34 protein-coding genes are annotated in these 26,881 nt (G+C 32.8%); 29 read left to right on the top strand and 5 right to left on the bottom strand.

The window, feature by feature from the left end; translation table 11 throughout:
• The 4 genes from CIGNP109_RS04050 to CIGNP109_RS04035 all read right to left on the bottom strand — a co-directional run bounded on the left by CIGNP109_RS04050 (position 1) and on the right by CIGNP109_RS04035 (position 3,494).
• Positions 1–1,311 carry a coproporphyrinogen III oxidase family protein gene (locus CIGNP109_RS04050; RefSeq protein WP_086228308.1) on the bottom strand — a complete coding sequence of 437 codons (1,311 nt, stop codon included), beginning with the start codon at positions 1,309–1,311 and terminating at the stop codon, positions 1–3.
• A gap of 74 nt (positions 1,312–1,385) precedes the next feature.
• Positions 1,386–2,051, bottom strand: a complete 666-nt coding sequence (locus CIGNP109_RS04045; RefSeq protein ID WP_086228307.1) for a disulfide isomerase — start codon at positions 2,049–2,051, stop codon at positions 1,386–1,388.
• A gap of 10 nt (positions 2,052–2,061) precedes the next feature.
• The gene (locus tag CIGNP109_RS04040; RefSeq protein ID WP_086228306.1) at positions 2,062–2,559 is read right to left on the bottom strand and encodes a YajQ family cyclic di-GMP-binding protein; all 498 of its coding nucleotides are present in this window, start codon (positions 2,557–2,559) and stop codon (positions 2,062–2,064) included.
• Positions 2,560–2,561: 2 nt separating this feature from the next.
• Positions 2,562–3,494, bottom strand: a complete 933-nt coding sequence (locus CIGNP109_RS04035) for a D-2-hydroxyacid dehydrogenase (RefSeq protein ID WP_086228305.1) — start codon at positions 3,492–3,494, stop codon at positions 2,562–2,564.
• A 128-nt stretch (positions 3,495–3,622) separates the two neighbouring features.
• On the opposite strand from CIGNP109_RS04035, the gene CIGNP109_RS04030 reads away from it, so the two are divergent.
• The 7 genes from CIGNP109_RS04030 to CIGNP109_RS04000 are packed head-to-tail and all read left to right on the top strand — an operon-like array spanning position 3,623 to position 10,914.
• Positions 3,623–3,976: a hypothetical protein gene (locus CIGNP109_RS04030; protein ID WP_086228304.1), complete on the top strand. Its 354-nt coding sequence runs from the start codon at positions 3,623–3,625 to the stop codon at positions 3,974–3,976.
• A gap of 1 nt (position 3,977) precedes the next feature.
• Positions 3,978–4,289, top strand: a complete 312-nt coding sequence (locus tag CIGNP109_RS04025) for a hypothetical protein (protein ID WP_086228303.1) — start codon at positions 3,978–3,980, stop codon at positions 4,287–4,289.
• A gap of 55 nt (positions 4,290–4,344) precedes the next feature.
• Positions 4,345–5,088, top strand: coding sequence for a phosphatidate cytidylyltransferase (locus tag CIGNP109_RS04020; protein WP_086228302.1), 744 nt, complete (start codon positions 4,345–4,347; stop codon positions 5,086–5,088).
• Positions 5,085–6,176: a 1-deoxy-D-xylulose-5-phosphate reductoisomerase gene (gene dxr / locus CIGNP109_RS04015; RefSeq protein ID WP_086228301.1), complete on the top strand. Its 1,092-nt coding sequence runs from the start codon at positions 5,085–5,087 to the stop codon at positions 6,174–6,176. Before CIGNP109_RS04020 ends, dxr begins: the two co-directional genes overlap by 4 nt.
• Positions 6,177–6,232: 56 nt before the next feature.
• Positions 6,233–7,525, top strand: a complete 1,293-nt coding sequence (locus tag CIGNP109_RS04010; protein WP_236847552.1) for a M99 family carboxypeptidase catalytic domain-containing protein — start codon at positions 6,233–6,235, stop codon at positions 7,523–7,525.
• The gene (gene tsaD, locus CIGNP109_RS04005) at positions 7,522–8,526 is read left to right on the top strand and encodes a tRNA (adenosine(37)-N6)-threonylcarbamoyltransferase complex transferase subunit TsaD (protein ID WP_086228300.1); all 1,005 of its coding nucleotides are present in this window, start codon (positions 7,522–7,524) and stop codon (positions 8,524–8,526) included. Before CIGNP109_RS04010 ends, tsaD begins: the two co-directional genes overlap by 4 nt.
• A 51-nt stretch (positions 8,527–8,577) precedes the next feature.
• Positions 8,578–10,914, top strand: coding sequence for a tetratricopeptide repeat protein (locus tag CIGNP109_RS04000; RefSeq protein WP_086228299.1), 2,337 nt, complete (start codon positions 8,578–8,580; stop codon positions 10,912–10,914).
• Here CIGNP109_RS04000 and miaA read toward each other — a convergent pair.
• A complete protein-coding gene (gene miaA / locus CIGNP109_RS03995) occupies positions 10,897–11,784 on the bottom strand; it encodes a tRNA (adenosine(37)-N6)-dimethylallyltransferase MiaA (RefSeq protein ID WP_086228298.1) in 888 nt (295 codons plus the stop codon). The genes CIGNP109_RS04000 and miaA overlap by 18 nt on opposite strands.
• 118 nt (positions 11,785–11,902) lie before the next feature.
• On the opposite strand from miaA, the gene mqnP reads away from it, so the two are divergent.
• The 22 genes from mqnP to hsrA all read left to right on the top strand — a co-directional run bounded on the left by mqnP (position 11,903) and on the right by hsrA (position 26,876).
• Positions 11,903–12,772, top strand: a complete 870-nt coding sequence (gene mqnP, locus CIGNP109_RS03990; protein WP_086228297.1) for a menaquinone biosynthesis prenyltransferase MqnP — start codon at positions 11,903–11,905, stop codon at positions 12,770–12,772.
• Complete coding sequence (locus tag CIGNP109_RS03985) at positions 12,766–13,272, top strand: hypothetical protein (RefSeq protein WP_086228296.1); 507 nt, start codon at positions 12,766–12,768, stop codon at positions 13,270–13,272. Before mqnP ends, CIGNP109_RS03985 begins: the two co-directional genes overlap by 7 nt.
• Positions 13,262–13,789, top strand: a complete 528-nt coding sequence (locus CIGNP109_RS03980; protein WP_086228295.1) for a DUF6115 domain-containing protein — start codon at positions 13,262–13,264, stop codon at positions 13,787–13,789. The genes CIGNP109_RS03985 and CIGNP109_RS03980 overlap by 11 nt, the downstream gene beginning before the upstream one ends.
• Positions 13,789–14,760, top strand: a complete 972-nt coding sequence (gene moaA, locus CIGNP109_RS03975) for a GTP 3',8-cyclase MoaA (RefSeq protein WP_086228294.1) — start codon at positions 13,789–13,791, stop codon at positions 14,758–14,760. The genes CIGNP109_RS03980 and moaA overlap by 1 nt, the downstream gene beginning before the upstream one ends.
• A gap of 1 nt (position 14,761) precedes the next feature.
• Positions 14,762–15,487: a 7-carboxy-7-deazaguanine synthase QueE gene (locus tag CIGNP109_RS03970; protein ID WP_086225434.1), complete on the top strand. Its 726-nt coding sequence runs from the start codon at positions 14,762–14,764 to the stop codon at positions 15,485–15,487.
• 3 nt (positions 15,488–15,490) lie between these two features.
• Complete coding sequence (locus CIGNP109_RS03965) at positions 15,491–16,072, top strand: 6-pyruvoyl trahydropterin synthase family protein (RefSeq protein WP_086227239.1); 582 nt, start codon at positions 15,491–15,493, stop codon at positions 16,070–16,072.
• The gene (locus CIGNP109_RS03960) at positions 16,072–16,251 is read left to right on the top strand and encodes a hypothetical protein (protein WP_086225348.1); all 180 of its coding nucleotides are present in this window, start codon (positions 16,072–16,074) and stop codon (positions 16,249–16,251) included. The genes CIGNP109_RS03965 and CIGNP109_RS03960 overlap by 1 nt, the downstream gene beginning before the upstream one ends.
• Entirely contained in the window at positions 16,248–16,655 is a 408-nt protein-coding gene (locus CIGNP109_RS03955; RefSeq protein WP_086228293.1) for a hypothetical protein, read from the top strand. The genes CIGNP109_RS03960 and CIGNP109_RS03955 overlap by 4 nt, the downstream gene beginning before the upstream one ends.
• A complete protein-coding gene (locus tag CIGNP109_RS03950) occupies positions 16,652–17,308 on the top strand; it encodes a 16S rRNA (uracil(1498)-N(3))-methyltransferase (protein WP_086228292.1) in 657 nt (218 codons plus the stop codon). Before CIGNP109_RS03955 ends, CIGNP109_RS03950 begins: the two co-directional genes overlap by 4 nt.
• A 24-nt stretch (positions 17,309–17,332) precedes the next feature.
• A complete protein-coding gene (locus CIGNP109_RS03945) occupies positions 17,333–17,641 on the top strand; it encodes a hypothetical protein (protein WP_086228291.1) in 309 nt (102 codons plus the stop codon).
• Complete coding sequence (gene polA / locus CIGNP109_RS03940) at positions 17,619–20,243, top strand: DNA polymerase I (RefSeq protein ID WP_086228290.1); 2,625 nt, start codon at positions 17,619–17,621, stop codon at positions 20,241–20,243. The genes CIGNP109_RS03945 and polA overlap by 23 nt, the downstream gene beginning before the upstream one ends.
• Before the next feature lie 69 nt (positions 20,244–20,312).
• The gene (motA, locus tag CIGNP109_RS03935; protein WP_086225353.1) at positions 20,313–21,083 is read left to right on the top strand and encodes a flagellar motor stator protein MotA; all 771 of its coding nucleotides are present in this window, start codon (positions 20,313–20,315) and stop codon (positions 21,081–21,083) included.
• Positions 21,084–21,091: 8 nt separating this feature from the next.
• Positions 21,092–21,808 carry a flagellar motor protein MotB gene (gene motB / locus CIGNP109_RS03930; RefSeq protein ID WP_086228289.1) on the top strand — a complete coding sequence of 239 codons (717 nt, stop codon included), beginning with the start codon at positions 21,092–21,094 and terminating at the stop codon, positions 21,806–21,808.
• A gap of 82 nt (positions 21,809–21,890) precedes the next feature.
• Complete coding sequence (locus CIGNP109_RS03925; RefSeq protein ID WP_086228288.1) at positions 21,891–22,175, top strand: 4Fe-4S dicluster domain-containing protein; 285 nt, start codon at positions 21,891–21,893, stop codon at positions 22,173–22,175.
• Positions 22,176–22,264: 89 nt separating this feature from the next.
• Positions 22,265–22,678 carry a nucleoside-diphosphate kinase gene (gene ndk / locus CIGNP109_RS03920; RefSeq protein WP_086228287.1) on the top strand — a complete coding sequence of 138 codons (414 nt, stop codon included), beginning with the start codon at positions 22,265–22,267 and terminating at the stop codon, positions 22,676–22,678.
• A 10-nt stretch (positions 22,679–22,688) separates the two neighbouring features.
• Positions 22,689–23,054 (top strand): hypothetical protein, encoded by a 366-nt coding sequence (locus tag CIGNP109_RS03915; protein ID WP_086225357.1) that lies wholly within the window; start codon positions 22,689–22,691, stop codon positions 23,052–23,054.
• 1 nt (position 23,055) lies between these two features.
• Positions 23,056–23,202, top strand: a complete 147-nt coding sequence (rpmF, locus tag CIGNP109_RS03910; RefSeq protein WP_086225358.1) for a 50S ribosomal protein L32 — start codon at positions 23,056–23,058, stop codon at positions 23,200–23,202.
• Between the two features lie 8 nt (positions 23,203–23,210).
• Positions 23,211–24,203 (top strand): phosphate acyltransferase PlsX, encoded by a 993-nt coding sequence (gene plsX, locus CIGNP109_RS03905; RefSeq protein ID WP_086228286.1) that lies wholly within the window; start codon positions 23,211–23,213, stop codon positions 24,201–24,203.
• Complete coding sequence (locus tag CIGNP109_RS03900) at positions 24,200–25,186, top strand: beta-ketoacyl-ACP synthase III (RefSeq protein ID WP_086228285.1); 987 nt, start codon at positions 24,200–24,202, stop codon at positions 25,184–25,186. Before plsX ends, CIGNP109_RS03900 begins: the two co-directional genes overlap by 4 nt.
• Positions 25,187–25,191: 5 nt before the next feature.
• Positions 25,192–25,809, top strand: coding sequence for a glycerol-3-phosphate 1-O-acyltransferase PlsY (gene plsY / locus CIGNP109_RS03895; protein ID WP_086228284.1), 618 nt, complete (start codon positions 25,192–25,194; stop codon positions 25,807–25,809).
• A complete protein-coding gene (locus CIGNP109_RS03890) occupies positions 25,806–26,123 on the top strand; it encodes a dihydroneopterin aldolase (protein WP_086227228.1) in 318 nt (105 codons plus the stop codon). The genes plsY and CIGNP109_RS03890 overlap by 4 nt, the downstream gene beginning before the upstream one ends.
• 81 nt (positions 26,124–26,204) lie before the next feature.
• On the top strand, positions 26,205–26,876 hold the full coding sequence (hsrA, locus tag CIGNP109_RS03885) for a homeostatic response regulator transcription factor HsrA (protein WP_086225363.1): 672 nt from the start codon (positions 26,205–26,207) through the stop codon (positions 26,874–26,876).
• The last annotated feature ends 5 nt before the right edge of the window (positions 26,877–26,881 follow it).

Genomic DNA, 26,881 nt, shown 5'->3' with positions numbered 1-26,881 from the left:
CTAAATTTGACTCTTTATTACATTTATTTTAGAGCTATTTTGAAGCTTTGCATCATCTTTGAAAATAGCTCTAACCTTATCCATACCGATATAAAATTCCTTCATCAAGCTAAGCCATAAATATCTACCAAATTGAGTTGATTCTATATGGTTGTTTTGAATTTTTATCGCACCAACAAGCCTTAAGAGATTGAGTTCTAAATTTAGAGTTTTATATAGATTTATATTGTTTGTTTGATTAAATTTATCAATATCTATAAATCCACTAAAAATTTCGGTCAAAAATAGATATTTTACCCGCTCTTTTGAGCTAAATTTGCAATTTGCAATTACTGAACTTTGTTGGTTTTGAATTTTTTCATTATATTTATTTAGATTAAACGCATTGATAAAAAGCTCCCCACCAAGAAAACTAAATCCACCACTTCCAATTCCTAAATACTCATGTTTTGAGCTTACATATTCATCATTTAGGCTAGATTTTTCTTTGGCGTATGACCAGGCGTTATTTTTATGATAATCTTTGAAATTCTCCTCTATAATAGAGTAAAACTCATACTCGTTATCTTTGTAACTATTGCCTAAAGTAGAAGCAATTTTATCTTTGGTTAAATTTGATTTCATCAACGGATAAAATGTAATTTGCTGCGCTTCAATACTTTTGGCTAGATTTATATCATTTAGTAGCATATCTTTGGTTTGATTTGGGAAGTTAAAGATTAGGTCTATACTTGTAACCGGTAAGATATTAATTGCATTTTTTAGTTTATTTACTAAATCAACACTTGAGCCAAATTTCTCATATCTGCCAACACGCTTTAAAATATCATCATTAAAGCTTTGCACACCAATACTTAACCGACTAATTAATCCTTTAAAGCGTTTAAGATTTGCAGGTTTTATATGGCTTGGGTCGCTCTCGCATGATATCTCATCTATATTAAAAAGCTTTTTGGCTAGCTCTAAGGTTTTTATCAGCTCATCTTCATTTATAAGAGTTGTGCCACCGCCAACATACATTGAGTTAAATTTATATCCTAATGCATGGATTTGCTCCATTTCTTGGCGAAGATTTTTAAAATACTTTTTAGCAAGGTTTTCATCATAGGCATATTTATGAAATGAACAATATGGACAAAATGTATGACAAAATGGTATATGCGCATATAGCATATAATTTATATTTGGATCTGGAAGTTTGGTTTTACTATTTTGTAATATATCTAAATTTAGTTGAGTTTTTAAAGATCTATTTAACGAATATTTTGCATATTTGAGTGCTAAATTTTGGACTATGGAGAGAGGTTTCATCTGCTATAACTCTTTAAAATTGATTTAAATCGCAAATTATAGCAGATATTTTAAATTAAATATTAAATTTAACTTTATTTTAATTTTATAAGCTCAGATATTGCCTCTACTAGTTCTTCTTGGCTATTTATGTGTTCAATATTGATAAGGTATTTACCATTTACTATAAATCCAGGAGTACCGCTAATTTTAGCTACCTCTAAAGCTTGGTTAGTTAATTTAGCATACTCTTTACCCTCATTTGAATCTGCGTAATCTAAGATAGATTGTATGCTAGCATTTTTCACCCCATTTGCTTTTAAAATGCTTACAGCTCTTTGATAAAATTCTTCGCCGTTTTTATATGTTTTTTTATTTACAAAAGCATCTTCAAAAAAGCCTTTTAATACTTGATGAAAATTCGATTTTGCACTTAGACTATTTATTCCATTTTTCTCATCTATGCTCTTAGCATAGCCTAAAACCTCGCTCATTAAAAAGCCAAATTCGCCCATTTGACGCACTTGCCACTCATCATATTTTAGATTTGGCAGGATTTCAGATATAAACTTTAGTGTTCCAGCCCTAAAGTGATTATAGCAGTGAATACATCCATAGCTAAAGATCTCTATAACGCTATTTTGAGCATCTTTAAACTGCGCATTAGATGGTAGTTTGATGTACTCTTTGCCTTCAGTGATAGCATTTGCCCCTACTGCTAGTAAAAGTAAAAATGCTGTGATAAATTTTTTAAATTTCATTTTAACCTCTTTATTTTAGATTTTTAAAGCTTAGTGGTAGTTCTAAATTTAAACCTTTTACTAGCTTTATTGTATTTTGAAGCTCATCAATTGACTTGCTTACTACTCTTACTTCATCGCCTCTAATTGATGTATTTACCTTGATTTTAGCCTCTTTTATCGCTTTTGTAATTTTTTTAGCATTATCGCTATCAAGGGTATCATTTAGTTTTAGTATGCATTTTGTATTACCGCCACTTGCATTTTCTCTGCTTTTTTCACTAAGTGCAACTGGTGGTATTTCTCGTTTGATTAATTTGCTTATTACTATATCTTTTAGCGCATCTATTTTAGAGTCGCTAGAGCTTAAAAGAGTAATGGTTTTATCTTTTTCATTTAGTTCAATTTCAGCCTTTAACCCTTTAAAATCAAACCTATTTGCAACCTCTTTTTTAGCTACTTCTAGAGCGTTTTTGACCTCCATCATATCGACATTTGCACTTATATCAAAGCTATGTTCATCAGCCATTTTTACCCCTTTATGAAATCTTCTATATTTTTAGCACTTAGCTCAATTAGTTTTTTTCTAGCCTCTACACTCGCCCACGCAATATGTGGAGTAATCATTAATCTATCTTTATTTTTTACTTTTAATAAAGGATGATCGGCTCTAATTGGCTCTTTTTCAAGCACATCAGTAACAAAATAAATTTCACGCTCATCTATAATTTGGGCGATTTTTTCTTCATCTATTATACCGCCACGACCGCTATTTACAAGCATTGCGCCATCTTTTAGCTGGTTTAGGGCATTAGCATCAAATAGATTTTTTGTATTTTCATTTAATGGAGCGTGAATGCTTATTATATCGCACTGTAAAGCCTCTTTAAAGCTTACTCTTTTAAATTTGCTATTTGAGTTGTTTCCACTTGTTGAATAGTAGCAAACATCGCAACCAAAAGCTTGAGCGATTTTAGCTATTTCAAGACCGATTGTGCCAAGACCAACTACGCAAAATCTTTTACCGCTAAGTTCGAAAATTGGTCTATCTAAATTTACAAATATTGGACTTTTTGCCCAACCATCGCTATTTTTGCCATAGTTTTCATAGTAGCTTGTACTATTTCTAATGGCTAAGATATTGGCAAAAGTTTGTTGAGCTACGCTATTTGTAGAGTAGCCAGCTACATTTTTAACTGGAATATTAGCCTCTTTTGCAGCTTCTAAATCGATATTATTTACCCCTGTTGCGGTTACGCAGATTAATTTTAAATTTGTTTGAGCAATAACATCTTTTGTAATTAATACTTTATTTGTTAATACTATATCTGCATTTTGAAGTCTTTGAACTGTTTGATTAGCCTCAGTCATATTATAGCTAACAAACTCACCAAATTTGCCAAATACAGCATCTAAATCTACATCATTACCTAATGTATCAGCATCTAGACATACTATTTTCATATTTTTCCTTTTATAAGTAATGGCTTTAATATTAACATTTTTTTATTAATTTTGAGCGCTAAATTTGCAAATATTTACAAATTTTGCCGATCTATTTGGTAGAATATATAAAAATAAAAGGTAAAATCATGGCAATAGGTCCAGTAGCAAGTATGGTATATGTAAATCAAAATGCTCCAGTTGCAGCATCAGTGCAAAGCGATTTTCAATCTAAGTTAGATATGCAAATGGCAATGAATGCTGCAGCGTCAACTGAAAAGAAAAAAGAGATCGAAGAAACTCGCCCAACTGAGGAGAGCTACAGAATTGATCCAGAAAATGAGCATGAAAAACAGACGCAAAAAGAGGATTTAAATGGGCAAAATCACAAGCCAAAGCACAATGATAAAGAAAGCGATGAATTTGAGCTTGATGAGAGTAATGATGGCGAATTTGATGAAATGGATGGGATTGAGTTTAAAAGATTAGATATAGTGGTATAATATGAGATATATATTTTTAGCGCTTTTTTGTATAGCATTACAAGCTGGAGATATTAGCAAAATAGACATTGTAGTAGCTAAGCGTGGAATGCTTGGGGTATATATTTATGGAGCTGGCACAAGTAATGTTATAGTAAGTTTTGATGGAGAGAGGATAGAGAGCTGTCGCATTGATGGAGTTAGCAGTTTGCTAGATAGAGTAGTAAGGCAGTGGGCTTTGCAATGTAAGCTACCAAATAGGGCTGGAAAGGTTGAGATAAAATATTTTGATACATATAATAAGCGTCAAACAGTAGCCAAATTCATCAACTAAATTTGGTTAAATTTTAGCTAAATTTGGGTAAAATCACAGCTTTTAAGGATTGTTTATGAAAAAGAGAATTTTTGTTGGGGTCGCTTTGTTTGCGGCGTTTTTGGCAGTTGTGGTGCTAGATATTTTTTGGCTAAATTTTGCTATTTTTGGCGTACTTTTAGCTATTGCTGTGCTAGAGAGTCTAAAGCTTTATGGACTTAAGGAAAAGTCGCTTGCAGTGATTGCAGTGGCGTTTTTTACACTACTACCTTTTATTGGTGGAATTCAAGATATTTTTAAGATAATACTTCTAAATTTGATTGTAGTAGCTAGTGTTTTAGCATATACCAAAAATGAGAATTTAAAGATAATTTTGCCATTCATATATCCAACTGCACCAATGTTTATGCTTTTTGCAATTTATCAAAGTTATGGAATTGAGGCACTATTTTGGCTTATTTTTAGCGTGGTGGCTAGTGATAGTGGGGCCTATTTTATAGGAAAATTTTTTGGCAAAAGAAATTTTAGTGCTTCAAGCCCAAATAAGACTCTTGAAGGTGTTGTAGGCGGATTTGTGATTGGGTCTGTATTTGGTGTGGCTGCTGGGTTATTTTTGATGGATATAGACTTTTTAATTGTTATTTTATGTTCAGTTAGTGTGGTAATTTTTGGGATATTTGGAGATCTATTTGAGAGTTATTTAAAGCGTTTAGCTGGCGTTAAAGATAGTGGTGTAATACTAGGTGAACAGGGTGGATTATTAGATAGAATGGATGGATATCTATTTGGCGTCTTGGCGATGTATATGGTGCTTGTATGATAATTCTTGGTAGCAGTGGAAGTATCGGTCTAAATGCATTAAATTTAGCCAAAGAGTATAACTTAAAAGTCGATGCTTTAGCATGTAAAAGTAGCCTTAAAGTATTAAATGCACAAATAGAGGAATTTTCTCCAAAATTAGTATATATAGATGATGATAGCTTAAAACCTTTGGTAAATCACAAATTTGTTTTTAGCAAAAAAGATGGAATAGAGAAATTTTTAATAGCATGTGATGAGCAAAGTCATGGCTCAAAACTTATAAATGCTTTTGTAGGATTTGATGGATTAGTGCCTAGTGTGATGGCTTTAAAGTTGGGATTTGATCTGGCTTTGGCAAATAAAGAGAGTCTTGTAGCTGGTGGGCAATTCTTAGATTGTTCAAAGATTACGCCAATTGATAGTGAGCATTTTGGACTGAAATTTTTGCTAAAAGATCGCCCAGAGCTACATAGATTGATTATTACAGCAAGTGGCGGTGCCTTTTATGGGCGTGATATTTCTAGTTTAAAAGATGCTAGTGTAGAAGATGCATTAAAACATCCTAATTGGAATATGGGGGCAAAGATTACTATTGATAGCGCTACAATGGTAAATAAGCTATTTGAGATTATTGAAGCGTTTTGGCTATATGGATGCCAAAATATAGAAGCATATATAGAAAGAAAGTCTTTAATTCACGCACTTATCGAATTTAAAGATGGCTCTACAACTGCGCATATATCAAAGCCAGATATGAGATTAGCTATTGCTCATGCCATAGGTCTTAATAATCAAAGAATTATTGAAAATTTAGATATTGCAAAATTACAAAATATAACTCTTGAGCCAATTGATTTAGAGCGATATAGAGCTTTTAGTTTAAAAGATAATCTCTTGCAAAATCCACAAATTGGTGCAATTATAAATGCTGCAAATGATGAAATAGTAGCAGGATTTTTAAGTAAGAAGGTTAAATTTAACTCCATTAGTAGTGCGATTTTTGATGCTTTGGATAGATTTTCTTGTTTTAAACTAGATAGCTTAGAGTCTGTAATCGAGATAAATCAAAAAGTAAGAGAGTATGTAAAACATAGATATATTAGTTAAATTTTATCAATTTTTAACAAAAAATTATTAAAATATGAGAAATTAAAGGAATTATATTGCGTAAAATTATTGCATTTTTAACTATTTTTATATTTGCTAGTTATGCTTATGGCGAGTTTTCTTTAATAAAACTTGGCATTGATAATAACAATACTGTACTTGTAACTGGCGGAATTCAAGGCGATGAACCAGGTGGATTTATGTCTGCTAATTTATTAGCTCGTGGATATGAGATTACATCAGGATCGCTATATGTAGTGCCAAATTTAAATATGCCAAGCATTATTAAAAAATCTCGTGGCATAAATGGAGATATGAATCGCAAATTTGATACACTTTCAGATAAAGACCCTGAAAAAGATATAGTAGAACAGATTAAATCTTTGGTTTTACAACCTAATATTACTATGCTTATAAATTTGCACGATGGAAGTGGTTTTTATCGTCCAAAATATATAAATAAAATGATGAATTCAAATCGCTGGGGAAATATTGCTATTATTGACCAAGCAACTCTGCCAAATGCTATATATGGCGATTTAGAAGCTACTGCAAATAAGGTAGTAAAAGAGTTAAATAAGCACCTTTTAGATCCAAAGCATAAATACCATTTACGCAACACGCATACAGCCAAAGGTGATAAAGAGATGTTAAAGAGCCTTTCATATTTTGCGATAAAAAATGGTAAGGCAGCATATGCAAATGAAGCGAGTAAAACCTTGCCGGTGCATGAGAGAGTTTATTATCACTTAATTGCAGTGGAAGAGTATTTAAAGCTAGCTGGGATCGAATTTAAGCGTAAATTTGAGCTAACACCGCAAGGCGTTAAAAAGGCGCTTGATGAGGATTTATCTGTTTTAGTGTGCGGAAAGTTTATGTTTTATTCGCCAAAATCTCGCTTAGGTTATATTCCGCTTTCAAATGATGGCGAGCTAGAGTTTGATTGTGATAATGCTTTAGTTGCTCTTACTAAAAATAAAGATGAATATAATATCCATTATGGCAATAAGATTGTAACAAGATTTACGCCGCAGTTTTTTGAGTATTCAAATTTGATTAATGAAATTGAAATTCGCATAGATGAAGGAGAGCCTAAATTTGTAATTTTAGGACAAAAAATCAGTGCTAAAAATAGCTTTGAGATAATCAAAAGAGATGGGGTGAGAACCAATATAATAGGCTATGGCACAACCCCAGTAGATGAAAGCGGTATAAAAATTAGTAAAGATATGATAAAATCACGCTTTTCTATGGATAAAGATGAGTCAATTTATAGGGTTGAATTTTATGAAGAGACAGACTCAAAAGATAAATTTATTGGTATGATTTTGGTGGAGTTTGTAAAGTGATTTTAGGGATTGAGAGTAGTTGTGATGATAGTTCAGTAGCACTTTTGGGTTTAGATTTAGAGCTAAAATATCATAAAAAAATTAGCCAAGAATTAGAACATAGCAAATATGGCGGTGTTGTGCCTGAGCTAGCTGCAAGACTTCATACTGCAGCATTACCAAATTTGATTAAAGAGATTCAGCCATATTTTAAGGATATTAAAGCAATTGCAGTAACAAATCAACCCGGTCTTAGTGTAAGTCTTGTTGGTGGAGTAAGTGTAGCAAAAGCACTTGCTATTGGATTAAATTTACCATTAATTGAGGTAAACCACCTAGTAGGACATATTTTTTCGCTATTTTTAGAAGAATCTGAACAGCTGCCTCTTGGTGTTTTATTAGTTAGTGGCGGTCATACTATGATTTTATATGTTGAGGAAAATGGAGATATTACCACACTAGCTTCGACTAGCGATGATAGCTTTGGCGAGAGTTTTGATAAGGTTGCTAAAATGATGGGACTAGGTTATCCTGGCGGAGTGGCAATTGAGAATTTAGCTAAACAATCAAATAGTCATAGATATAAATTTACTATTCCATTAAAGGGTGATAAAAGATTAGAATATAGCTTTTCAGGGCTTAAAAATCAAGTTAGATTAGAAATAGAAAAGAGTGTAGCAAATAACAGCCAAGATATTGATTTTGCCGATATCGCAGCTGGATTTGAAAGGGCTGCATGTGAACATATTATAGATAAGCTTAATAGGATTTGTATAGAATATAAATTTAAAAATCTAGGCGTAGTAGGCGGAGCAAGCGCAAATATATATCTACGCAGTATGCTTCTTAAGTTGTGTGATAAATTTGATATAAATTTACTAGTAGCACCAATGGAATTTTGTAGTGATAATGCTGCTATGATAGCAAGAGCTGGATTGGCAAAATTTAAAAAAAATAAATTTACCCAATCAAAAGAGCTAAAAATTAGCCCTCGTTCAAGCTTAAGCTCAATTTACTTGTGATATAATAAGCATATGAGATGTGTAATTTTTTTCCTGTTTTTTTGTGTTAGTTTGCATGCTTTTACATTAAGTATAAATGCTGGTAAGTATCATAGTGATTCATACTATATAATTCATCTTCAAGATGATAAGGAGATAATTTGCGAAGAACGCAATAATGAAGAGAATAAAGTATATAGTTGTAAGGTTTTTGCTAAATTTGAAAAGAATTTAAAAAATCAAGATCTACCATTTGCTAGAATTAGTTTCCATCCTGTAAGCGATGGATTTACAGTGGTTATTCAGCCCAAAATGTCCTCTAGAATCTTTAATGCAAGTAATAAACTATTTGATTCGCATAATGCTAAAGCTGATAAAGATAGCCATTCAAAACATTTTACTATTAATATAAATAAACACCTTAATGAATTAGATACTAGCTATATTAATGGGATAAATTTTCCTATAAAATATCCAAATTTAATACATCCAAGCGTAGGTGCTTTAGATTTAAATAAAGAACCAATTACATATAACGAAAATGGCGATATGGGCATATATCTCTCGATTAAAAAGAGCTATGAGCGTAAAGGTTATAGAGAGGTTATTTTTGAGAGTCAAAAAGCGATGAATATGCACCCAGATAGTATATTCTTAGGAGAGTTTTTGCTATATCAAATTCGTGCTATGGATAAGCTAGTAATCCAAGAAGCAGAGTACCAATCTACTCAAAAAATTAATCAAACTATTATAGATTCAGCCAAATTATGGATGAGATTTAATGGTTCTGATAGAAATTATCCTGAGGTTTTATACATCAATATGATGGCACATTTAAATAGCGATTTGCGTGAAGATGCAGAGTATATACTAGATATGTTAATGACTGAATATAGTGAAGATCAATGGACCAAGCGAGCAATTATGGGTTATGCTGACTATTTAGTAGCCCAAGGCAAACTAGGCGATGGAATGAGATTTTATGAAGATGTTTTATATAGCTCAAATGATCCAGATATTGCTAGTGAAGCCTCGCTAAAGCTAGTTAAAATTTATCTTTCGCAGCAAAGATTTACTGAAGCAGCGCATTATATCGATAGAGTTGTTACGGCAAATTCAAAATATATTTTAGATAATAAAGATTATAGTATAGAGGTTGCTGATGAATTACGTGCTAATGGTCTATTTGATACAGCCTCCAAGCTTTATAGAGTAATATTTGAAGATTCAACCTTACATGATGGACATTATGAAATTAGCCTTCGTCGCTTAGGTACTACACTAGTTCGTGGAAGCGACCCTGTGAGCGCTCATGAATATTTAAAAAGATATAAAAAAGAGTATCCTGATAATGAATTTACTAGTGAAATAGATAAGGCTATAGATGCGTTATTTTTTGATTTGCCAAATACAAGCAGCGAAGAAAAACACGCTCACTATGCTGATTTGCTAGAGCGTTATCCTGGACAAGAGTTAGCTAAAATGGCTCTTAAGGCTGAAGTTGATTTAAGCTTTAAAGAGAAAAAATATGGCGATATTTTAAAATTGCGTGGTCTTATAGCTGATTTAAATGAGAGTAAGGTTGCTGATGTAATGAATGCTGCAGCATTAAATTTAGCCAATAACCGCAATCAAAACTCAGATTGTATAGATCTTATAGCTTTAATAGATGAATATGGATTAGAAGATAAAATTTCTGATAAACTAAAATTATTTAACTGCTATGATAGAATGAGGCGCTATACTCAAGCATATAATTTGGCCGAACAACATCTTAATGAGCCAAATTTAAATAATCGTGTTGTTTGGTTAAATAATTTTACTAAAATAAATTATAAAATTACTCGTTATACTAATGCTATCGATACTAGTTTTAAGGCTGTTGAGCTAGCTAGCAAAGTGCCATATAGTGATCCAAGTGAGGCGATTATATATAGATTTTATTCACTTTTAAAGCTTAATAGATTTGATGAGGCTATATCTGCGCTTAAAACCTTAGATGGGAAAAGAGGTATTGATTTGATGTTGATTGAGGCTTATGATACTGCTATGCATTATGCTAATCAACAAGGAAATCAAATCGCAGTAGATTATGCTATAAAAGTGTTAAATTTACAAAAAAAGCTAAATATTAATACATTTAGCCCAGAAGCAAATTTTATATATATAGATAGTTTAGTTGCAAGGTCAAAACTTCAAGAGGCAAAAAATGAGCTTGAGGAGATTTTTGCGCTAAATTTAAAACCGCATAACCGTGCTAGAGCCTTGCACGAAATAGCTCAAATTGAAATCTCGCAAAATAATTTAAAAGAAGCAGCTAAATATATAAATGAATGCTTAGAGATTGCAGGTGATAGCCAGTGGCGTGGGCTTTGCACTGAGCAAAAGTTATTAGTTGATGGAATTTAGCGATTTGATTTGAGTTAAAACCACACTTAAATCTAGATTTTTTCCATCAAGTTTTATACTATCAAAGCCTTTATTAAATGTTCTTTGACGCTTAGCTAGCTGAGTGGTATGAATAATTATTAGATTTTCTAGTTCATTTAGATTAATCTTGCCATTTAAATACTCTTTACACTCTTTTAGACCAATGGAATTAAGCGGTTTTAAAGAGTTATTATAGTGTTTAAATAGATACTCAGCCTCATCTATTAGGCCATTTTGTAGCATATTTTTGGTGCGGATTTTTATGCGTTCTATTAGTTCTATTTTATCCCAAACTAATTCAAAAATTGGTAAGTTTTTAATCACCGGTTGGCTTGTGTTATCTCGTAGCCATTGCGATGGAATGGCACTGGTTTGGGTGTAAATTTGATACCATTTGTGTAGGCGAAATTTATCATTTTTGCTAAATTTAGAGCAAAATTCGCTATCAATTTTTACTGCTAAATTCCAAATTTCATCATCACTTATATCTATTTTGATTGGCTTTGTTTTAGGCGCTAGACCACTTAGCATAGCTTTTAGATAAAACCCACTTCCACCAGTAATTATTAATGGAATATCTAGATTTTTTGCATATGCTAAAGCTTGCTTATATTCAGCGATAAAATCCCCTACGCAAAACTCATCATTAGGACTAGCTATATCAATTCCAAAATGCTTAACAAGAGCTAACTCATCGCTACTTGGCTTAGCACTAGCGATATTAATTTCTTTATATAGGCATAATGAATCAAGACTTAAAACCACTCCATTAAGCTCTCTTGCAACCTTAATAGCTAAGTCGCTTTTTCCACTTGCAGTAGTGCCAATAATTGCAAATTCATAAAACATTTTACACTCTTTATTTTTGTATATTTTATCTAAATCATCACCTTAAATTGCTTAAAATAGCTATTTATCAATCAAAATTTAGATAAATTTTGCTAAAATAGTAACTTAAAGGAAAAATATGGCCAAATTTATACAAATTTTAAAAGATATTAATGAATTAATTGTATTTAAACATTCTGTTTTTGCCTTGCCATTTATATTTGTAGCGATGATTGTGGCTTCAAAAAGTGCAAATGGTTCGGTTTGGTTTGGTTTTGAATTGTTGATCTTGGGGTTATTTTGTGCAGTTAGTGCCAGAAATTTTGCTATGGGAGCAAATCGTTATCTAGATAGAGATATTGACAAAGATAATCCACGTTGCGCTTCTCGTCCAAGTGTAGATGGTAGAATTGGCAGTAAAAATTTATTAATCTTTATTTGGCTAAACGCATTAATTTTTGTAGTTGTAGCATATTTTATAAATTCACTTGCATTTTGGTTAAGCTTTCCGATTTTAGCAATTCTAGGAGCATATTCGTACTTTAAAAGATTTTCTAGCCTTGCACATGTAGTTCTTGGGATATGTCTTGGGCTCTCACCAATTGCTGGGGCTATTGCAGTGCTTGCTGATATACCTTTGTGGGTAATTTTGTTATCTTGTGGGGTTGTCTTTTGGGTGGCCGGATTTGATATTTTATACTCTTTGCAAGATATGGATTATGATAAAAAAATGGGATTATTTAGTATTCCTAGTATTTATGGGGCGCAGGCTTCGATGTTTATTTGTGCTCTTTTTCATTTTCTTACAATACTTTTTTGGCTACTTTTTGCTATTAGTGCAAAGCTTGGAATAATAGGATTTATAGGTGTAGCAGTTAGTGGAATTATTTTATATCTTGAACATAGAATTGTTAGACGAGATTTTAGTAAGATTGATAGAGCATTTTTTACTTTAAATGGCTATTTAGGGATTATATTTTTTATCTTTGTATTGGTGAGTTTATGGTAGATTTTAGATTGATTAGTAGTAGGGTTGAGATTGAGTTTGAACCTGATATGGATGGGGCGCACGAGAGTGAGTTTAATCAAAGTAGGAGCAATATCGATGAGTGGCTAAGCATCGAGATGGCTAGGGGTGAAGGTGAGAATAGCGATCCGCTAACTATAAAGCTTTTAGTTGAACTATATAAAAAAGTAGAAGAGTTATCAAATATCATTAAAAATCAGCACACTCCACTAAAGCCACTTAAATTTTGCCTTGATACTAGTAAAATCGGATATGAGGGATTTGAATTTGATAAAGATTGTTTAGAAATTGGGACTAGTTATTTTGCTAGAGTAAATTTGCCATTATTTATCAAGCGTGAAGTTATGGTATATTTTAAAGCAATTACGCCAAAGTGTGCTAAGATTTTAAAAATTTCAAGAGGTAATGAGCGTGAGTGGAACGCTTTTGTAGCTGAGAGCGAGAGATTAGAGATAAGGAAGGTTAAAAATAGTGAGCAATGAGTTATTACTTTATGTAGCATTTGCGCTATTATTGGGTGTGTTTGGAGCGATATTTTGGCTAAGAGATAAGCAAGTAAATCTAAAATTTGCTAAATTTGAATTAGCAATAGAGGGTCTAATAAAAGAGAATTATCAGCTCAAAAAACAACTAACAGAATTAGCACAAACTCCGCCACCAGTGCTACAAAATCCAGTTGATATGAGTCAGATAGAGCATCAAATTGATATTAAAATTAGCGAAGGATTAAGTCATAAAATCGCTCCAATAATAGAAAATGTTCGCATAATAGAACAATCTGTAAATGAGATAAAAGATGATCAATTAGATAGATTATACAACCTTGAAGAACGAACTAAAAGTATAAGCAAAATTACACCGCCAAGTTTTGAAGTAAGCAATGAGAGCAAGGTAGTTGAGATGTATAGGGCTGGAAAAAGTCCTGAGATGATTGCTAAAGATCTTCAACTAGGCGTAGGACAAGTTACGATGATTTTGAAATTTAAAAAAGAGATGTAATGCTAGTTGATAAATTTGGTCGAGTGATTGATTATTTAAGAATTTCTGTAACTGAGCTATGTAATTTTAAATGCAGATATTGTATGCCAGAAGATAATCAATTTAATAACATTGGTAGGGATAATATCTTAAGCTACGAAGAGATGTTTGAATTTGTTAAAATTTGCCTTGATAATGGAGTAAAAAAGGTTAGACTCACAGGTGGTGAGCCGCTAGTAAGAAAAGATATTCAAAAATTTGTTAAAATGATAAATGATTATAAGCCAGGTCTTGATTTAGCGATGACGACAAATGGATATTATTTAAAGCAAAAAGCTAAAGAGTTAAGGGAGGCTGGATTAAAAAGATTAAATATATCGCTTGATACTTTAGATGCTAAAAAGGCCAATTTTCTAGCTAGAAAGGAAGTTTTAAGCTATGTTTTAGCTGGAATTGATGAGGCAGTAAATGAAGGATTTGCAATAAAGCTAAATACTGTTGCTTTGCGTGGAGTAAATGATGGAGAGTTAATAGAACTTTTAGAGTTTGCAAAAAGCAAAAATGCTCAAATTCGTTATATCGAATTTATGGAAAATACCCACGCTGCTAGTGATTTAAAGGGACTTAAAAAGGATGATATTTTAGAAATATTATCTAAAAAGTATAGCATAAAAGAGATTACAAAAAGCCCAAATAGCCCTTCAAGCCTATTTGAAACCAGCGATGGGTATAAATTTGGAATAATTGATCCACATAAGCATGATTTTTGTGCTAGTTGCAACCGCTTACGCCTAAGTGCTGATGGGCTTTTAATTCCGTGTTTATACTATGAAGATGGTCAAAGCATAAAAGAAGCTATGAGAGCTAGAGATTATACAAAAGCTAGAGAGATTTTAAAAGCTGTCTTAGATGCAAAACCTGAGAAGAACAAATGGGAAAATGACGGTAAAGGCGAGATCTCAAGTAGGGCATTTTATCAAACTGGTGGATAATATGGTTGAGATTGTTGAGTATTTTAGTTCGATTCAGGGCGAGGGAAAATTTCAAGGTAAAAATGCATTTTTTATCCGTCTTGGTGGATGTAATCTTAAATGTGTTGGGTTTGGTTGTTCTCTTCGCTCACCAAAAACTGGAGAGATGTTATTAGGGTGTGATACTATTAGAGCCGCACAATCATCACATTTTGAGTATGAAAAATTTGACTCTCAGCGTTTAATTAGCTTACTTCTTGGGTTAAAACATAAACCTTTAATCATTATCACTGGTGGCGAGCCGCTTATCTATTATAGCGACCGTGATTTGCTTAAGTTTCTTGAATATGCTATTAGTGTGGGATTTAGCGTACAGTTTGAGACAAATGGAACAATTGATGTTGATTTTGCTAAATTTCCAATATATAAAAAATGCACTTTTGCTGTAAGTGTAAAATTAGCCCTAAGTGGTGAACCAGCCCATAAAAGAATTAATAAAAAAGCGCTAAAATCACTATTTAGCAATGCTAGTTGTTTTTATAAATTTGTAACTACTGGTGAGCAGATTGATGAAATTAAAGAAATTTTAGCTTTACAAAATGGCGAGGTTTGGTGTATGCCTTTAGCAAGAGACCAAAATGAGCTAGAATACAACGCTAAAAATGTAGTAAATTTATGTATAGAAAATGGATTTAATTATAGCGATAGATTGCATATTCGAATTTGGAATGATTTAAATGGAGTTTAATGTATGATAATTAGAAAAATTTATGATTTTGAAAATGCACATATCGTAAGATTTTGTAGTTCTAAGCGCTGCAAGGAGAGTATTCATGGTCATAGCTATAGATGTGAGGTGTTATTAAAGTCTGATTATCTTGATGCTGCTGGAATGGTGTATGATTTTGGGCTTATGAAACAGCACATTAGAATGATTATTGATAGTTTTGATCACACGACCACATTATATGCAAAAGATAGCGATGAGTATAAAAATGATATGAAAAAGCATTCTAAACGCTGGATAGAGCTTCCATATAACCCAAGTGCTGAACATTTTAGCCGTATATTTTTTGTATTAATTGATAAGCTACTTAGTCAGTGTGTTATGCAAAATGGTGAAAAAGGTGTAGAGCTTTATAGTATTATTGTGCATGAAACAGCTACTGGTTATGCGCAGTGTTTTAGAGAGGATGCATATAGCACAAAAATGGGGCTTATAAATTTAGATGAGATAATCTTTAGTGATGAGATTAAAAATGAGTGGAATGATTTTGATTTTTACGAACAGCTTAAAAATGGCAATAAATTTATAAATCCAAAGGAGTGTTAATGAGAAAATTATCCTTGATAATTTTATTAATTGTTAGCTTTTGTGGTTGTGAGGATAAAGCATCACAAACTAATAAAAATGACGCTATAGAAATTCCGCCACCAGATGTGCCAATTGCTAAAAGCGATGGTAATGCAACAATTGATAGCGACTTTCCACCAATGCCGGTAGCAGAATGATTGAGACATATGTGCTTAGTGCTAGCTTGCACCTTGGGTTTATAAAGATACTTTTAGCTTTGCTTGTAGTTCATCTAGGGCTTGTGTTTATCGGTGATACAGCTAAATTTGGTTATATTAAAAGACTTATGCTTTTCTTACCGACTTATTATGTGTTTATGGCATTTATATTTTTTACTGGAATGCTAAATTTGGCTATTTTACACTTTAGTATGAGTTTATCGATTTGGATAATGATTGTATGCTGGATAGGATTAATTCCGCTTGGTGCGATTGGGTTTAAGCGGTTAAAAGCAGTAAGGGTTAATAAGGAATTTGGTAAATTTAAGAAATTTATGGCTATAAAAATATTTTGTGAAATAGTTATTGTTGGATTTGGGACATTTATTGGAATTGTATTATGAAATTTATATATCATGCTGGTGCTGGAAGCGAGAATATAGATATTGATGGCGATAGCTTTAGCCATTTAAAAGCTCTTAGATTGACTCAAGGTAAAAGAGTAGATATAAGAAATTTAAAAGATGGATATAGCTATATTTATGAGATTATTAGTATGGATAGAAGGCGAGCTAGCTTGGAATTAGTGTTTAAATCATTAATCCCTTTTGTAGAGCATAAATTTGAGCTAGCGTGGGCAGTAGTTGATCCTAGCGTAATAGAAAAGAGCTTGCCAAGTCTAAACGAGCTTGGTGTAGGGCGTTTAAATTTAGTATATTGTGAGTTTTCCCAGCGAAATATTAAGATAAATTTAGAGCGATTAGAGCGGATTTTAATTAGTAGTTCTCAGCAGTGTGGTAGAAATTCTATCATGGAGATTGTGGTTTTTAATAGTATTGATGAGCTTTTAGCTTATAAAAGCGATGTAGCGCTTATTGATTTTGGTGGGGCGAGTTTATCTGGATATGAGGGCAAAGAGATGCTTTTTATCGGGCCAGAAGGTGGATTTAGTCAAAATGAAAGAGATAAAATAGGGATTAAATTTGCTCTAAATTCTCCATATATACTTCGTTCAAATAGTGCCATTATCGGCGTTGCTAGTAAGATTTTGATATAGATTATGGAAGTTATAGTAATTTTAATGATATGTTTAGCGCGTGCAATTATATGTGCGTTACCTGGATTTATTCTTGGATTTTTTTATGATTTACAAGAGCGTAAAAAGTATATATTTTTAGCTTGTGCTTTTATGTTTAGTTTATATTTAGCATTTACAAGGCCTGAAGGGATAGGTTTTTGGGGAATTTTAATTGGATTTATAGAGGATTTTGGCGGAATTTATATAGGGGCTTTTATCTTTATAGGACTTAGAAATATGGCTAAAAAATTCGGCCTTTGTAAGATTTGTGATAAATTTAGGAGAAAGCGTGAAAACTCTAACAATAATTGATACTTTTGGATTCTTTTTTCGTCTATATTATGCTATGAGTGGTTTGAAAAATAAAGATGGCAAACCAAGTGGTATGATTCATGGATTTGCTAATTTTATAGCAAATTTAAAGCAAGAATTTCATAGTGATTATATTGTTTTTGCCCTTGATAGCGGAGGTAAAACTTTTAGAAATGATATAGATCCAAATTATAAAGCTAACCGCTCAGAAGCCCCAAAGGAGCTAAAAGAACAGCTTCCAATATGTATTGATATGATTGAGAGAATGGGCTTATGTAGCCTAAGAGTTGAAGGATATGAGGCTGATGATATTATTGCAAGTTTTATCAAAAATAATCCACAAAATGATTTATTAATTAAAGTAGTTACTCATGATAAGGATCTATATCAGTTAATCAATGATAGAGTAAGCATTTATAGTCCGGCTAAAAAGGAGTTATATGATAGGGATGGTTGTTATGAAAAATATGGCATATATCCTGAGCAGGTTAGAGATTTTTTAGCATTAACTGGTGATAGTGCCGATAATATCCCAGGTGTTAAGGGTATTGGAGATAAAGGAGCTAAAAAGCTCTTAGATGAGTTTGGAACTATTGAGAATTTGTATGAGAATTTAAATCAAGTCAGAAATGAGCGAACTAAAAATTTGCTTTTTGAGGGCAAAGAGAGTGCTTTTATATCTAAGAGACTCGCAAGTTTATATGATGGGCTTAAAACACCTGATTTACAAAATGCCAAATTTCCTCAACACAATCCACTTATAAATATACAAGATATTCTAAAAGAGTACTCATTAAATCGCCTTTTAGCTAATCTTAGAAGTGATGAGCCAGTAAAGGAGCTAAGTTTTGAGCCGGTTTTGATTACTGATGAGTATGAGCTAGAAAGGATTTTAGGGGGTATTAGTAGTGATACGCTAATTGCTTTTGATACTGAAACAACTAGCATAGAGGCTAGAGAAGCTAAAATTGTAGGATTTAGCTTTTGTTTTAATGAACAAAAGAGTTACTATGTTCCTATAAATCATAGCTATCTTGGTGTACCTAATATGGTTAGCTATAAAGTGGCAGCTTGGGCAATTGAGCAGATTTTTTCAGCTTTTGTAATTGGGCAGAATTTAAAATATGATTTTAAAATTATACTAAATAATTTTGGTATAAAACCACCGAAAAATTATGCTGATACGATGATAATGGCATGGCTAGATAATCCAAGTACAAGCGTAGGAATGGATGCACTAGCTAAAAAACTTTATGATTATGATACGATTAAATTTGAAAGCGTTGTAAAAAAGGGTGAAACCTTTGCTAGTGTAGAACTAGAGAGCGCAGCAAAATATGCAGCTGAAGATGCGTGGATAACGCTTAGATTTTATAACAGTTTTTGTAAGAAACTTGAGCCTAATATGCTAAAAATTGCCAAAGAGATTGAATTTGATTTTATATTAACTTTACTTGATATGGAAGATAATGGAATTAAAGTAAATCAATCTAAGCTTAGGGAGTTGATTGATAAAAATAATATCCAGTTAGAGAGCTTAAAGGTTCAAATTTATGAGCTATGTGGAATAAAATTTAATATAAACTCTACTAAACAGTTAGGTGAAGTGTTGTTTGATGAACTAAAGCTTCCTAGCAAAAAAAAGACAAAAACTGGTTATAGCACTGATGAGAGTGTGCTTAGTGAGTTAGTAGAGCTTCATCCATGTGTCGCTAAAATCTTAGAGTATAGAGAACTTTATAAGCTACAAAGTACATATTGTGAGCCGATTTTAAATTTAGCCCAAAAGGATGTTGATAGCAGGGTTTATACCAGTTTTATTCATACTGGTACAGCAACTGGTAGGTTAGCTAGCAAAAATCCAAATTTGCAAAATATCCCAGCTCGTGGAAGTTATGCTAAGCCGTTTAGAGCAGTATTTGAAGCAAAAGATGGTTATAGTCTTTTAAGTCTTGATTACTCCCAAATTGAGCTTAGATTGCTAGCGCATTTTAGTAAGGATGTAGCACTTGTAGAGGCATTTAAAAGTGGTAAAGATATTCATGCTCAATCGGCTATAAATATCTTTGGTGAGTCAAATGAGCAAAATAGAGCAATTGCAAAATCTATAAATTTTGGATTAATATATGGTATGGGAGTTAATAAACTTAGTGCTAATTTAGATATCGACAAAAAGGCAGCTAAAGAGTATATTACTAGATATTTTAATGCATTTAGTGGCGTTCAAGATTATCTTCAAAGTATAAAAGATAGCGCCAAAAGAGATGGATTTGTAGAGACTTTACTTAATAGGCGTAGGTATTTTGATTTTTCTAATGCCTCAGCTATGCAGGTTGCAATGTATGAAAGAGAAGCAGTAAATAGCAAATTTCAAGGCAGTGCCGCAGATATTATTAAGCTTGCAATGCTTAAAATTCGCCCAATGTTAGGCGATGCAAAGATGTTGCTTCAAATTCATGATGAGTTGATTTTTGAAGTTAGTGATGATATGGCACAGGAGTTTGGAGCACAAGTGGCTAATGTTATGAGCAGTGTTGTAAATTTAAATGTTCCATTGGTCGTGAACTATAATATAGCAAAAAATTGGGCTAATCTAAAGTAATTTGGTAAAATTCAGTTAAATTTTTGTTAAATTATGTAATAATTAAATAATTTTTAAAATGGGGTCTTTATGGATATTTCTACTATTTTAGGGATGGTTTTTTCCATCGCAAGTATCTCGGTTGGAGATATTTTAGAAGGTGGTAATCCTTTGCATGTTTTGCATCTTAGTTCTGTACTCATTGTTATACCTACAGCGATGTTCTCATCTATGACTGCTACAAACAAAAAATATATCAAGGCTACTTTTCAAGAGCTAAAGATTGTATTTAAAGGCTCTGGTGTAGATATGAGTGCTAGGATTGCAGAGCTAGTAGAGTATAGTACGCTAGCTAGAAAAAATGGAATTTTGTCTTTAGAACAAAAGGCTATGGCGGTTGAAGATGAATTTTTGCAAACCGGGCTTAATATGTTAGTTGATGGTCAACCTATAAATGAAGTCAAAGAGCATCTAGAGTTATCTATTCAGACAACTGAAGAATATTATCACGAGTGTGCGCATTATTGGATTAGAACTGGTGAGAGCTGTCCGACATTTGGACTAGTTGGGGCGGTTATGGGGCTTATGCTTGCATTACAACTACTTGATAATCCTGCTGCGATGGCTGCTGGTATTGCTTCGGCATTTACAGCGACTGTTACTGGTATTATGGGTTCGTATGCTATTTTTGCTCCGTGGGGTAATAAAATGCTAAACAATGCAAAAGACATCATAAAAGAAAAAGAGATGATCCTAGAAGCATTAATCGGTATTGCTGAAGGAGCAAATCCAAGAAGCTTGGAAGCAAAATTATTTAACTTCCTAGATAAAAATGAACCAAGAAATTCACAATTTAACTAAGGTAGAATATGGCAAAGAAGAAAAAAGCACAAGAGTGTCCAGCAGGTGAGAAATGGGCTGTTCCATATGCGGATTTTCTCTCTTTGCTTTTGGCGCTTTTTATTGCACTTTATGCGATTTCAGCAATTAATAAAGCCAAAATAGAGGCATTAAAGACTGAATTTATAAAGATTTTTGATTTTCCTGATACTCACTCATTAAAAGATACTAAAAAACCATCAAGAAGTGATAAGGAATTTGATAGTCCTAGTATTACAATGCAAGTACAAAATGATGCGCCAACAAATGTAAATGTAAATAATGAAAGATATAAAGTTACACTAGATCAAGCAGAAAATCAAGTGGCGATTGATTTACCAGCAAACATTAAATTTGATCATCAAAGCTCAAAAATTTATAATCCAGATGTGATAAACTTTATCAATATTCTATCTATGATTATAAATAAAATTCCAGCTTCTGTAGCTGTGGATATTAGAGGTTATGCTGATGATTTTGGCGATTATGCTGCTGATTATAGGCTAGGAATCGAGCGTGCTTATAGTGTGTTTGCAATGCTGGCAAACAACGGTGTAGATACTAAAAGAATGCGTATAACATCATTTGGTGATAGTGTAAATATTATAAATAGTGATTTAAAAATTGCTAAAATATATTTTAAGATTGATGTTAAAGATAAAGCGCTTCAAAAATCAGTTTTAGATATACTTAGTGAGCTTAAATAAAAATCATTATCATTTTATATTAAGTTATATATAAGTTTAAATTTGATAACCTACGGGTTAAATTTAATTTAAGGAGTATAAAATGGCAGTAAGAATTACTGATATATGCATTAGTTGCGGTTCTTGTATTGATGAGTGTCCAGTTGGCGCAATTGTGGATGACGTAGATAATCCAACTGGTGAAGATACTTATTATGTTTATGCTGATAAATGTGTTGAATGCGTAGGTCATAATGATGAACCAGCCTGTGCTAACGCCTGTCCAACTGATGGATGTATTGTTTGGAGTGATATAGTAGAAGGTCAGCCAAGCAGAGACGACATTGGTGCCAATTTAAGAGATGGTACAAACCCTGTAGTAGCTTAATCTAACTATAATTAAAAAAGATTACTATTTTTTTAAGCTTAGTTTTGATATAATCACGATTTTTAAAACCTGATTAATAGGAGATCGATATGGAACAAACTCTATCAATAATTAAACCAGATGCGACGAAAAAGGGCGTAATCGGTAAAATTATCGATAGATTCGAAAGCAATGGGCTTAGAATCGCAGCAGCTAAAAAAGTACAATTAAGCGTAGAAGATGCTAAAAAATTTTATGAGGTACATGCTAGTAGGCCATTTTACAATGATTTAGTCGAATTTATGACTAGTGGCCCAGTGGTAGTAATGGTGCTTGAGGGTGAAAATGCTGTTTTAAAAAATAGAGAATTAATGGGCGCTACAAATCCTAAAGAGGCGGCACCTGGTACTATTAGAGCTGATTTCGCTGAGAGCATTGACGCAAACGCAGTCCATGGTAGCGATAGTTTAGAAAATGCTAAAATTGAGATTGCATTTTTCTTTGCTAGTAGAGAGATCTGCTAAGGTTATTTAATTGAAAATTCGCTTTGATAAGCTAACTACTACGCCAGTTAATTTTGAAAGCAGTATTGATGGAGTTAAATTTAGCGGTAGTATTAAAAAAACTACTCTAAATTTAGCCAAGTGCAGCGGTAGATTAATCGGTGAATTAGAGCATATTTGTGATAGTTGTGGCACTGATATAGTTTTAAGCCTAGATGAAGAACTAAATCTAATTTTAAGCGATGGTATCTATAAAGATAGCGATAATGAGCTAAGTAATACCATAGAATTTTTTGGTGGTATAATAGATACAGATGAGATCTTAATTGGTGAGTTAGAGGCCTTTAAAAGCGATTATTTTTATTGTGATAAGTGTAAAATTTTAGAAGGAGAGTAAAATGGCAGTACCTAAGCGTAGAGTGAGTCATACAAGAGCTGCAAAGCGTAGAACCCACTATAAAGTTACATTACCAATGCCCGTAAAAGATAAAGACGGCAGCTGGAAAATGCCTCACCGTGTAAATAGAACAACTGGCGAGTACTAATATAAACGATGATTAAAATAGCAATTGACGCTATGGGCGGGGATTTTGGTGCTGAGCCAATTATAGCTGGAGTTATTGAAGCTTTAAAACAAAGAGAGTTTCAAGCTTATTTAGTAGGTGATGAGAGTAAGCTAAAATCCCTTATTCCACATAAATACTCTAAATTTATTACTTTTGTTCAATCTAGCGAAGTGTTTGCTATGGATGAGAGTGCTACTGATGCGCTAAAACGTAAAGAAAGTACGATATTTAAAGCTGTCGAGCTGGTTCGTAGTGGAGATTGTAAAGCAGTAGTATCAGCCGGTCATAGTGGTGCTAGTATGAGTTTAGCAACTTTACGCCTTGGACGAGTAAAGGGTATTAGTAGGCCAGCAATTGCTACTTTAATGCCTACAACACAGGCTAATCAAAAAACATTGGTCTTAGATGTTGGTGCAAATGTTGATTGTAAGGCAGAAAATTTATTTGAATTTGCCATTATGGGCTATGCTTATGCTAAAGAGATTATGAGGATTGATAATCCTAGAATTGGTCTACTTAGCAACGGTGAAGAGGATTGCAAAGGTAATGAAATTACAAAAGATGCATTTGAAATGCTTAAAAAACTCGATAGTTTCATCGGAAATGTAGAGGGTAATCAAATTTTTGATGGAAGTGTTGATGTTATCATCTGTGATGGATTTGTTGGTAATATTTTATTAAAAACCAGCGAAGGTGTTGCTAGTGCAATTACTAAAATTATCAAACAAAGTGTTAAAAAATCTCCGCTTGCAATTTTAGGTGCGATTTTGATGAAGAGTGTATTTAGAGGACTTAAGAACCAGATTGATTATGATGAATATGGTGGTGCACCACTTCTTGGTGTAAAAGATTGTGTAATTATCAGCCATGGTAAATCAAGTCCAAAAGCTATCAAAAATGCAATATTCCAAGCTCTTAAATTCTCAGAATCTAACATAAATGAGGTTATTTCAAATGAGCTTACAAAGTTTGCAAAATGACTAAAGCTTCGTTAATTTCAATTGGCGCTTATGCTCCTAAAGATATTCTTACAAATTATGATTTAGAAAAGATAGTTGATACTAGCGATGAATGGATAACTAAGCGTACTGGAATTAAAGAGCGTCGTATCGCTAAGGATGAATTTACAAGCGACTTAGGTTATAGGGCGGCTTTGCAAGCTTTGGAGCGCTCAGGATTAGATAAGAGTGATATCGATGCTGTAATATGTGCTACTATTACACCAGACTATTTTTGCATGCCTTCAACTGCTTGTGTGATCGCAAATAAACTAGGCCTAAAAGATGTAACAGCCTTTGATATTAGTGCGGCTTGTACAGGATTTATCTATCTTTTAGAGTTAGCTAAATCTATGATCGAAAGCGGCGCTAAGAGAAATATTTTAATTATTGGAGCTGAGAAAACTAGTGCGATTATGGACTGGAGTGATCGTAGTATTTGTGTGCTTTTTGGTGATGGAGCAGGTGCAGCCGTAGTTAGCGCAAGAGATAACAATCCAATTTTAGATGTACATACTTCAAGCGATGGAAGCAAAGGTGAGCTATTAATAACTCCGGGTTGCGCTATTGTAAATCCTGCAAATAAGGATACTATAGAAAATCGGCTAAATTTTATGAAAATGTCTGGTAACGATGTTTTTAAAATCGCCGTAAATACTCTAACAAAAGATGTGGTTAATATTTTAGAGAAAAATCAAATTCCATCAGATAATATAGATCTTTTTATCCCGCATCAAGCAAATTTAAGAATTATAGAGGCCGTAAAACAAAGATTAAATTTTAGCGATTCTCAATGTGTTGTAACTGTGCAAAAGTATGGTAATACTAGCTCGGCATCTATTCCTATGGCGATGAATGATGCCTATGAGAATAGTAGACTTAAAAATGGCTCATTAATATTACTTGATGCTTTTGGCGGTGGATTTACTTGGGGTTCAGCACTTCTTTATTTTGGTGGAAAGTAGTTGATATGAATGAGAATTTAATAGCCTATTTAGTTGCTTATTTAATTGGCGCAGTGCCTTTTGGTTTACTTTTTGGCTTACTTTTTGGTGGAATAAATATTAAAAAAAGTGGCAGTAAAAGCATTGGTGCTACAAATGTGTTAAGAGTAATTAAAGAGAGCAATCCTTCGCTTGCTAAAAAACTTGCTATTTTAACTGTTGTGTTTGATGCGCTTAAGGGTGTAATACCTATTTTGGTTGGTAAATTTATATTTGAACTTGACATAGCTACTCTTTGGGCGATGGGAGTTTTATCTGTTGTAGGTCATTGTTTTTCACCATATTTGATGTTTGAAGGTGGCAAGGGAATTGCTACTGGAGCTGGTGTTTTGGCGTGTTTTTTACCATTTGAGTTGATTATTGCTGTTATTGTATGGTTTATTGCTGGTAAAGTGCTTAAGATTTCTAGTTTAGCTTCGCTTATAGCGCTTCTTGCAATGGTTGTATCATCATTTATATTCCACTATGATATACCTGAAATTAACACGCATGCACCAATTTTAATTATTGCATTCATTGTAGTTTATAAGCATATGCCAAATATTAAACGCCTATTAAGTGGTTCTGAGGGCAAGGTTATTTGATTAGTGTTTTTGTTGATAGCCTTGAGTTTGATACAATAATTGGTCTTTTAGATTTTGAACGAGTCGAAGCTCAAAGAGTTTGTATTGATATGGAATTTAGCGCTGATGAATTTATAGATTATGCTAAGGTTTGTGAAGTTACACAAAGTGAATTTAAAGAGCAAAAATTTTATAAAATAGAGGATGCACTAGAGTATTTTTCCATTAAATTCAAAGAAAACTACCCAAGTCTAAATAGTTTTTATATGAAAATTTCCAAAACTCAAATTATTAAAAATGCTACTGTAGGTGCGAAAATAATAAAGAATTATTAAAAATTGTTTAAATTTTCTTGAATTTTGGCTTAAATTTTGCTATAATCTCGCATTAAATTTTTTACTTTTAAGGAAAAGCTAATGAGAATTTTGATAGTAGAGGATGAGACTACGCTAGGCAAAACTATAGCCGAAGGTTTGCAAGAGTTTGGCTACCAAACAGATAATTCTGAAAATTTTAATGATGCAGAATATTTTATTGGTATTCGCAATTATGATCTTGTGCTTAGCGATCTTATGCTTCCAGATGGTGATGGAATTGATTTAATTAATGTTATCAAACAAAAATCTCCACGCACATCTGTAGTGATTATTTCAGCAAAAGATGATAAAGAAAGTGAAATAAAAGCTTTTAGAGCTGGTGCTGATGATTATATTAAAAAGCCATTTGATTTTGATATTTTAGTTGCTAGACTTGAGGCTAGACTTCGCTTTGGTGGTACAAATGTGATTAAAATTGATGATTTAACAATTGATCCAGATGAAGAAAAGATTACATATCAAGGCACAGAAATTGAATTAAAAGGTAAGCCATTTGAGGTTTTAACTCATCTAGCACGCCATAGCGACCAGATTGTAAGCAAAGAACAACTTTTAGATGCTATCTGGGAGGAGCCTGAGCTAGTTACGCCAAATGTAATTGAAGTTGCTATTAATCAAATTCGCCAAAAAATGGATAAACCACTTAATATTTCCACAATTGAAACAGTAAGACGCCGTGGATATAGATTTTGCTTCCCCAAAAAAGCTTAAGGGCT

It is taken from the genome of Campylobacter sp. P0109 (genome assembly GCF_002138755.1).
GTDB lineage: Bacteria > Campylobacterota > Campylobacteria > Campylobacterales > Campylobacteraceae > Campylobacter > Campylobacter devanensis.
This window is presented reverse-complemented; position numbering and strand designations above follow the sequence as displayed.

Excerpts from the sequence above, each read along its gene's own strand:
- ndk (WP_086228287.1), top strand. The coding sequence starts at position 22,265 with ATGGAACAAACTCTATCAATAATTAAACCAGATGCGACGAAAAAGGGC.
- mqnP (WP_086228297.1), top strand. The coding sequence starts at position 11,903 with ATGGCCAAATTTATACAAATTTTAAAAGATATTAATGAATTAATTGTA.
- CIGNP109_RS03985 (WP_086228296.1), top strand. The coding sequence starts at position 12,766 with ATGGTAGATTTTAGATTGATTAGTAGTAGGGTTGAGATTGAGTTTGAA.
- dxr (WP_086228301.1), top strand. The coding sequence starts at position 5,085 with ATGATAATTCTTGGTAGCAGTGGAAGTATCGGTCTAAATGCATTAAAT.
- CIGNP109_RS03925 (WP_086228288.1), top strand. The coding sequence starts at position 21,891 with ATGGCAGTAAGAATTACTGATATATGCATTAGTTGCGGTTCTTGTATT.
- miaA (WP_086228298.1), bottom strand. The coding sequence starts at position 11,784 with ATGTTTTATGAATTTGCAATTATTGGCACTACTGCAAGTGGAAAAAGC.
- CIGNP109_RS03960 (WP_086225348.1), top strand. The coding sequence starts at position 16,072 with ATGAGAAAATTATCCTTGATAATTTTATTAATTGTTAGCTTTTGTGGT.
- CIGNP109_RS04030 (WP_086228304.1), top strand. The coding sequence starts at position 3,623 with ATGGCAATAGGTCCAGTAGCAAGTATGGTATATGTAAATCAAAATGCT.
- CIGNP109_RS04035 (WP_086228305.1), bottom strand. The coding sequence starts at position 3,494 with ATGAAAATAGTATGTCTAGATGCTGATACATTAGGTAATGATGTAGAT.
- CIGNP109_RS03965 (WP_086227239.1), top strand. The coding sequence starts at position 15,491 with ATGATAATTAGAAAAATTTATGATTTTGAAAATGCACATATCGTAAGA.
- moaA (WP_086228294.1), top strand. The coding sequence starts at position 13,789 with ATGCTAGTTGATAAATTTGGTCGAGTGATTGATTATTTAAGAATTTCT.
- CIGNP109_RS03900 (WP_086228285.1), top strand. The coding sequence starts at position 24,200 with ATGACTAAAGCTTCGTTAATTTCAATTGGCGCTTATGCTCCTAAAGAT.
- CIGNP109_RS03970 (WP_086225434.1), top strand. The coding sequence starts at position 14,762 with ATGGTTGAGATTGTTGAGTATTTTAGTTCGATTCAGGGCGAGGGAAAA.
- plsX (WP_086228286.1), top strand. The coding sequence starts at position 23,211 with ATGATTAAAATAGCAATTGACGCTATGGGCGGGGATTTTGGTGCTGAG.
- motB (WP_086228289.1), top strand. The coding sequence starts at position 21,092 with ATGGCAAAGAAGAAAAAAGCACAAGAGTGTCCAGCAGGTGAGAAATGG.
- CIGNP109_RS03945 (WP_086228291.1), top strand. The coding sequence starts at position 17,333 with ATGATATGTTTAGCGCGTGCAATTATATGTGCGTTACCTGGATTTATT.
- hsrA (WP_086225363.1), top strand. The coding sequence starts at position 26,205 with ATGAGAATTTTGATAGTAGAGGATGAGACTACGCTAGGCAAAACTATA.
- CIGNP109_RS04040 (WP_086228306.1), bottom strand. The coding sequence starts at position 2,559 with ATGGCTGATGAACATAGCTTTGATATAAGTGCAAATGTCGATATGATG.
- CIGNP109_RS03950 (WP_086228292.1), top strand. The coding sequence starts at position 16,652 with ATGAAATTTATATATCATGCTGGTGCTGGAAGCGAGAATATAGATATT.
- CIGNP109_RS04050 (WP_086228308.1), bottom strand. The coding sequence starts at position 1,311 with ATGAAACCTCTCTCCATAGTCCAAAATTTAGCACTCAAATATGCAAAA.
- CIGNP109_RS04045 (WP_086228307.1), bottom strand. The coding sequence starts at position 2,051 with ATGAAATTTAAAAAATTTATCACAGCATTTTTACTTTTACTAGCAGTA.
- rpmF (WP_086225358.1), top strand. The coding sequence starts at position 23,056 with ATGGCAGTACCTAAGCGTAGAGTGAGTCATACAAGAGCTGCAAAGCGT.
- plsY (WP_086228284.1), top strand. The coding sequence starts at position 25,192 with ATGAATGAGAATTTAATAGCCTATTTAGTTGCTTATTTAATTGGCGCA.
- motA (WP_086225353.1), top strand. The coding sequence starts at position 20,313 with ATGGATATTTCTACTATTTTAGGGATGGTTTTTTCCATCGCAAGTATC.
- CIGNP109_RS04025 (WP_086228303.1), top strand. The coding sequence starts at position 3,978 with ATGAGATATATATTTTTAGCGCTTTTTTGTATAGCATTACAAGCTGGA.
- CIGNP109_RS04020 (WP_086228302.1), top strand. The coding sequence starts at position 4,345 with ATGAAAAAGAGAATTTTTGTTGGGGTCGCTTTGTTTGCGGCGTTTTTG.
- CIGNP109_RS03955 (WP_086228293.1), top strand. The coding sequence starts at position 16,248 with ATGATTGAGACATATGTGCTTAGTGCTAGCTTGCACCTTGGGTTTATA.